6 protein-coding genes and 1 pseudogene are annotated in these 7,081 nt (G+C 46.5%); 4 read left to right on the forward strand and 3 right to left on the reverse strand.

Annotation, left to right across the window (positions count from 1 at the left end):
• Positions 1–750: pseudogene (locus RM811_RS03295) on the reverse strand (hypothetical protein); the annotation flags it as partial.
• A gap of 255 nt (positions 751–1,005) precedes the next feature.
• On the opposite strand from RM811_RS03295, the gene RM811_RS03300 reads away from it, so the two are divergent.
• The gene (locus RM811_RS03300; protein WP_402520732.1) at positions 1,006–1,518 is read left to right on the forward strand and encodes a hypothetical protein; all 513 of its coding nucleotides are present in this window, start codon (positions 1,006–1,008) and stop codon (positions 1,516–1,518) included.
• Here RM811_RS03300 and RM811_RS03305 read toward each other — a convergent pair.
• Complete coding sequence (locus RM811_RS03305) at positions 1,505–2,644, reverse strand: helix-turn-helix transcriptional regulator (RefSeq protein ID WP_402520733.1); 1,140 nt, start codon at positions 2,642–2,644, stop codon at positions 1,505–1,507. The genes RM811_RS03300 and RM811_RS03305 overlap by 14 nt on opposite strands.
• 213 nt (positions 2,645–2,857) lie before the next feature.
• A complete protein-coding gene (locus RM811_RS03310) occupies positions 2,858–3,508 on the reverse strand; it encodes a TetR/AcrR family transcriptional regulator (RefSeq protein ID WP_402520735.1) in 651 nt (216 codons plus the stop codon).
• 156 nt (positions 3,509–3,664) lie between these two features.
• On the opposite strand from RM811_RS03310, the gene RM811_RS03315 reads away from it, so the two are divergent.
• The 3 genes from RM811_RS03315 to RM811_RS03325 all read left to right on the forward strand — a co-directional run.
• Positions 3,665–4,984 carry a Rieske 2Fe-2S domain-containing protein gene (locus tag RM811_RS03315; RefSeq protein ID WP_402520737.1) on the forward strand — a complete coding sequence of 440 codons (1,320 nt, stop codon included), beginning with the start codon at positions 3,665–3,667 and terminating at the stop codon, positions 4,982–4,984.
• A complete protein-coding gene (locus tag RM811_RS03320; protein WP_402520739.1) occupies positions 4,984–5,529 on the forward strand; it encodes an aromatic-ring-hydroxylating dioxygenase subunit beta in 546 nt (181 codons plus the stop codon). Before RM811_RS03315 ends, RM811_RS03320 begins: the two co-directional genes overlap by 1 nt.
• A 108-nt stretch (positions 5,530–5,637) precedes the next feature.
• The coding region (locus RM811_RS03325; protein ID WP_402520741.1) for a hypothetical protein at positions 5,638–7,081 on the forward strand (1,444 nt) is incomplete at its 3' end.

Consider the following 7,081-nt stretch of genomic DNA (forward strand, 5'->3'; position numbering starts at 1 on the left):
ACCATGCTCTGTGGCAAAAACAATCCAGCCATCAAACGTCATATTCATGCCAATCATCAGGCCACTGACTGAGTCTGGCATTGACCACTGACGTTTTTTAACAATTTTGCTGTTCGAATCACCGGGCTCAGCATCGCCATAAACCGTGATTCCACGACCGCCATTATCGCCAATATAGTAGTCGTGATTATTATCCAGCAAAGTGTAAACACCGGAGAGTTCCTTAAACATATCCGCCTGCTTAAAGGAAAAATACATGGCGGAAAGCCCTTCCCTTGAGCGCAGCTCTTCCAGGGCATTTTCAATTTCAGGCTGGCTGAACGCTGTTCCTTCTACGGTATAGCGATCAATAATATTGAAGCTGTCGTGTTCTGCCTTGAATACGCCATTGGCCCCATTACTCCAGAGCACTCTTTTACCATCCAGATAAACGCCGGAAATACTGGTACCAAACTGGAAAGGGCCAACAGGACGATACTGCAGTTCAAAATCTTCCAGGGTTCTGCTTGGCCCAACGGGTCCCTGCTGAGGAACTGAGTCCTGCTGGGCGGAAGTGGTATGACCAATAGGATTGGTAGAATCTGCCAGATGTGGATTGCGAGGTGCCGGATTAGCCGCATCAGCCTGACCGGCCGTCAAAAGACTGCCCATCAAAAGCGCACTGACGCCAAGACTCCGGGAACGTTTACAGCATAAAGCAGTGGAACGAAAGACTTTCCCAAGAAGGGATTTACGGCTTGTTATATCCATTGTCACAACGCTTCTTTTTTATAGTTGTTTTTGGGTCACGAATTCCAGAGATTTAAACAGCCATGAGCCGGAAAAAAACTCTGGAATAATGGCCGTACCTTAAGATTAAAGCGAGTAAACAAACAATAACAAAATCGGCCATCAGATAACGAGTAACTTTCCCCTCGTTCCCACGCTCCGCGTGGGAACGCATACCGAACCCTCCACAAATGAAACAACCAGCGTGGAGCTCCGACACACACGGAGAGCCTGAGGTTGTCCCTTGCTCTCACCCTTTCTACTAACAATCAGAAAGCCCTGCGACATACGGCCAGCTCCGTATGCATTCCCACGCAGAGCATGGGAACGAGGGTAAATCACGACAAGGCTTTTTTAGGGAACCTATCTGAATACAGAGAGTCCAACATTCCTGATATGAAACCAGATAAAGTGTGCATCACCAATCACCCACCACCGAAGAATAGTCGTTTTCTCGACAAAAACTCAGAGAAATATCAAGCCTCAGGCAATCCATCAGGCAATCCATCAGGCACTCAACCACAATTCAAAAACCGCACTATTAAATCTGAAACAATCAGCGAATCCGCAAAAACACCGAACCTAAACCCCAACAACATGGAACTCAAGCTAATCGATAGAATTTGCACATCACATAACCCTATTCCTGACTATAAAACAGATTTCGACATAGCTATTGATGAAGATCCAAATTGCGCTTTTATTGAACAAGCTAATACTCCAGGCGACGACGCTGCTACCCCAGAGTAGCAACACTTTTCAAGATCAAACGCACCAGCATCGTCTGACGGGTCACGCCTGTTTTTGAAAAAATTGAACGAAGGTGTGCTCTTGCCGTGTTTCGGCTGATACCCAGCTCCTCTGCCGTTTCATCCAGTGTCAGTCCATTAGCCAGAATCATTGCCAGCTGTGCTTCTGCTGGCGTCAAATCAAACAACGTTTTGACAATATCCCTGGGAGCCTGGGAATGCTGGTCCGGGTCACCCACAAACAATACGACGGAGGGTGAATGCCTGGCTTTTGACCACTGAGATGGCGGTACCGAGCGGACCACAATCCCTAAATCACTTTTCCCTGAAGGCCGCTGAACTCTGAGCGCTTCGACCACCGATGGCTGATTATCATTCTGGGCAGCCAGTACGTCCCGGATCAGATCCTTCAAACGTCGGGTATCACGAGTACTGCCCACCTGAAGAGAACCACCAATCAGCTCAATACCATCCTTCTCTTTCAAAAGGTCACTGGCCACCTGATTGCTCTGCAGCACTTTGGCTTCTTCATCAAGAATAATGGTACCAACTGCCAGCTGATTAACGGCACCCGCATACAGGTTCCGTTCGGTTTCAATACGTCCCAGCTGAGTATGCAGTTCAATGGCCTCCTGCAGATGAGGCACCAGAAATTGAACCAGCACTTTATCACTCTCTTTAAAAGCAGAACCGTCCCTGCCCCGACTGATGCGCAAACTGTATTTAGCACCACTATCTGTACTGATATCGACACCCAGCACATGGAAGACATCCATCGGCTCAAGAAACTGACGACAGTATTCCGATGTTAAACGCTCATTTCCTGAAATAAATTCATCCAGACTATAGACCTGAGCGCAGGGTAGATCGACAAACGGGTCCATGGCGTAAAAATGGCTATTATAAGAGGCTACAAACTCTTTGCCGGTTGAGCCGGTTGTCAGGAACAAACCATCGTGGTGATCGGTAGGGGGGCTGATTACAATCGTGACATAGTTAGCCGTCAGTTGTTGCTGCAGGCGATCGAGAAAACCTGTCCAGGGCACTGTCTCAAGTACTCCCTGGTAAAGTGCTTTGACCAGACGACTGAAGTCTTCGATTTGGATATTCTGGATACTCTGCGTCATAATTTATTCTTTTTTTATCCTCATTATCGTCCGGTAAGACGATAAAATACTGGGATTGCGGTGGTAAAGTTACCAAAAAAGAATAAAGAAAACTGTACGCATTGTATTTTTTTATTAAATAAAATCAGTCCTGCAAGATAATTCAGTATCGTCATTGCCTGGAATAGCCGTTCAGAACAAGGCCAACCCCTGCCTCATAGTTACTCCCCTGCTTTATCCGTCAGCAACACCAGTCAGGCTCGCAAGAATAACATTGGCTATCTGACTCAGAAGCTCTGCCTGCTGATCCAGACAAGGTTGCGAAAACGCAGCCTCCCCCGATATCTGCTCCAACAATCTGGCCGAAGAAAAATAACCAAGGCAAAGGTTAAACAGGTTGATAATCATCAAACCAACCTCCAGGTCCGTGGCATCCTTTTTAATATTCAGATGGCGAAACAGCTGCTGCCCCCGAACCACCAGACCGGACAGCCAGCGATCCAGCCAGACACTGCCAGAGCCCTCAAGCCGGGGTTCTGCCGAGAGCGCACGCTGCAAAAGCACAACCACATCGGGAGCGCGGGCCAGTAACCGAAACATAACCGCAGGCAGTTCCTGCACCTGGCTTTTATCAATCCCTCCCTTATTAAAATCAACTTCAAGGGACAACAACTCATCCATAGTATCCGCCAACGGCCTTAATGCCCTTTCCAAGACCTGCTGATACAACGCCTCCTTGCTTTTAAAATGTCGATAAAGACCAGGCTCACGTATACCCACTTCCGCAGCCACTTCCCTGAGACTGGTACCACTGAATCCATTGCGGGCAAATAACCGCTCGGAAACATCAAGAATTTTCTGGGCCGTACGCTCACCCTTGGTCATTATTTTACCTGCCACCATCCCATTGATGTGACAAATGTTATCAATAATTAACTTTTTTTCAACCAGCCCATTGATAAAAAGTTAATCTGTGATAACTTTTACCGCGAATCAGCAGAATCTCAATAACTCTTAATAAGAACGAGAAAGGAACACCCCATGTCGATGGACTTACCACTGGACAAGCTGGTCAGCGATGATGGCAGCCATGTTCACCGTAAAATATTTACCGACCCCGCCATTTACGAGCTGGAAAAACAACATATTTTCAGCAAAACCTGGATCTACATGGGTCATGAAAGCCAGATTCAAAAAGTCGGTGATTTTATCACCAGCTTTATCGCCGAAACGCCGGTTATTATCTCCCGGGCCGGTGATCAGGAAATTTATGTCACCATCAATAGCTGCAGCCACCGGGGTGTTCCGGTTTGCCGGGCGGATGAAGGCAACACTCGTCGTTTTATATGCCCGTACCACAGCTGGACTTTTAATAATAAAGGCGACCTGGTTTCCATTCCGCAGGAACGCAAAGTCGGCAACAAACCCGACAAGTCAGAGCTTGGCCTTAAGCGTGTTCCCAGGGTTGAAACCTACAAAGGTCTTATCTTTGCCTGTATGGACAAAAATGTTGAACCTCTGACCGACTACCTGGGAGAAATGGCCTGGTACCTGGACTGCATGTTTGATCGTTTTGACGGTGGTGTTGAGGTCATAGGCAGCCCGCACAAATGGATCATTAACTGCAACTGGAAGCTGCCAGTAGAGAACCAGCTGGGCGATATCGGTCATGGCCCCTACCTGCACGGCTCTATTCTTCAGGGTACCCCCCAGGTTCAGGAGCTGGAAGATACGGCATTGAATGTGGTACCAAAACCCGGGCATGGTCTTTCCGTAAGATTAATGCCTGAAGGCTCGCCCGATGAAATGTGCATGTTTGGTATGGATGGTGTTGCCGGTATGGATCCGGAGGTCAATCAATACCTGAGAGAAAGCCATAAGAAAGTCAGCGAACGCCTTGGCGAGCTACGTTCAAGACTGAAGCCATTGTGTTACAGCGTCTTTCCAAACTTTTCATTCCTGTGGCCTAACATGACCCTGCGAACCAGCCATCCCCGTGGCCCTGGCCAGATTGAATACTGGTCCTGGCTGGTAGTGGAAAAGAATGCGCCAGAACACATCAAAGAAAAACTGAAGATCAACTACACCATGATGTTTGGTCCCGGCGGCCTGTTGGAATGTGAAGATGCCGAGGCCTGGTCACAGCAATACGCGGGCAGCAATATTGATTATGCCGATGACCGAACCTATTACTACGGCCTTGGCCTGGGTGAAGAACAGGATCATCCGGAAATACCCGGCAAAGTGGGTGGTTGTTTCAACGAGCATTACGCCCGCCAGTTTTACCTGGAGTGGCAACAGCGTCTGAAACAGGGCGTTCGTGAGCAGCAGGAAGCCACTACCAGGCTGGAGATCAAATAATGACCGATATTACCCGCGACCTGATCTCAGATGTTGAGCAATTTTATTACCGGGAAGCCCGAATGCTGGACAACCGGGAATATCAGCAATGGCTGAAACTGGTGACCACTGACATTAAATACCGGATCCCTGTGCGCTTTATTCCACAGCCCGACCCAAAGAAAAAAGACACAGAGGCATTTCTCAGTGTGGAGCAGGAGCTTAGTCAGGGCCTTGCACCGGATTTCAGGGATGAGAACTTTTTCATTCTCTCACTGCGCGTAATGAGAGCGTTCAAACTGAATTCCTGGACCGACAACCCGCCCGCCAGAACCCGCCGTTTTATCAGTAATGTGGAGGTTCTGCCTTCTGACCAGGAGGGCTGCTACGAGACCTTCAGCAATACGATGATTACCTGGAGCCGCCATCAGAAGGATAATCACACCTTTACCGCACAGAGAAAGGATGTGCTGCGGGTTGAGAATGGTGAGTTCAGGATTGCCAAAAGAGAGGTGATTATCGACTGGAATGTGATTACCGGACCTTCATTGAGTATTTTCTATTAACCTATCATAGGCCATCAGACCTATAATCAAGCCTCGTGAGCCGGGGCTTTTCATTTAATAAAAGTCAGGTGTTTTTAAAGACAATAAATATCGAGCCCAAGTAAAGCAATGAAACCACCGGTAACATCATCTTTTCGGGGAAATCCATATAATCAACAATCAGCCAATAAACCGGATGAAGAACGCGATTACATTTTTTGCTCTCGAAGAGTTTGCCTGGCACTTTTAAGCTCCGGACCTATGCATTTAAGTTGTATACCGACCCCCACGGATACACGGGATAAAGGTCAATACCAACAGACCATAAACTCGTTTTTCGAAAGAAGCATTGATATAGCTATTAACAGGAACTGGATCAGTGTTAACCGCACCAAAAGAGACGCACAAACTATTTATCACCCTACCACTTACCTGCAACTGGTGGAAACCTGTCTTCAGGGTGATCTGGACACACTAAAACACTATAAGAAAGAATCACATAATTTTAATTATTGGTTAGAGAGCATAAGAGATGACCATCAGGGCATCAAAATCTGCCCACTGATAGCTGGCATAGAGTCACGAAAAAAAGAAGTACGTGAATATCTCGAAAGTCAGAGTGCCATTTTTCCTGAACCAGAAGACAAACATTTAAAAAACAACATACTGCATTACCTGGCAAAAACGCCATTTATTTTTAGCGCCTGTCATGTCTTAAAAAATGAACCTGAGCTTCTTACGGCTAAAAACAAAAATGGGATGACGCCTATTGACATCGCCCTTAGCTGCCAAAATGAAAACATGCTTCGAATACTCAAAAACAAATTTGAAAAACAGCTCCAGCCTGGCAAAGTAGCCCATACATCAAAAATCAAGAAGCCGACGCCCCCCCTTTCTCCAGAGATTAACCAGACTACGTCCACTGCCAGAAAACCTTCACCAAAAATTTCTATACCTGCGGCAGAGATGATTAAATTTAAAAACAAAAAGACAGATTTTGATTCCCCCAGCGAAGACTTGATTAACAAAATGTCGGATTTTAAAATATTTGAGACAGATGCTGCTAATGACATAGGCAGCGCCTCTGCGATAGCTGACGAGGCAACTACCTTATACTCTGACGATGAAAACTCAAATAATTCTGAATTCAAGGATTTCATTAAGGAATTGAAGGAACTGCAGGAATGGAATCGGCCCTGCCCTATCGTCACCATAAGAGAACTTGATAGCGTCTCTTTCTCAACTTCAAAAAAAACAAAAAAAACAAAAAAACAAGATAGATCCAAAAAGTCCAAAAAACAACCAGCCAACAAAGTAACAACTACTATGCAAAATCAGCTGACGAATCAGCCTGCCAAGCCTCTACAGCTCAATGAAAGCACAGCATCAAATTCAGAATATGCAGTTATTCCAGCCAAATCCGAACATCTGGCAATCAAAGACAACCCTGAGCTGACGGCTAAAAACTCCCTGAAAGGATCAACTTACCCAGTTGAGAAAACCGATAATTCTAACGATAAGGGTAGCCATCCGCCTATTTATCAGGAAGAACAAAAGCCCTCCCCCGACACCA

This window comes from Endozoicomonas sp., from assembly GCF_031844845.1.
Lineage (GTDB): Bacteria > Pseudomonadota > Gammaproteobacteria > Pseudomonadales > Endozoicomonadaceae > Endozoicomonas.

Excerpts from the sequence above, each read along its gene's own strand:
- RM811_RS03315 (WP_402520737.1), top strand. The coding sequence starts at position 3,665 with ATGTCGATGGACTTACCACTGGACAAGCTGGTCAGCGATGATGGCAGC.
- RM811_RS03305 (WP_402520733.1), bottom strand. The coding sequence starts at position 2,644 with ATGACGCAGAGTATCCAGAATATCCAAATCGAAGACTTCAGTCGTCTG.
- RM811_RS03320 (WP_402520739.1), top strand. The coding sequence starts at position 4,984 with ATGACCGATATTACCCGCGACCTGATCTCAGATGTTGAGCAATTTTAT.
- RM811_RS03310 (WP_402520735.1), bottom strand. The coding sequence starts at position 3,508 with ATGACCAAGGGTGAGCGTACGGCCCAGAAAATTCTTGATGTTTCCGAG.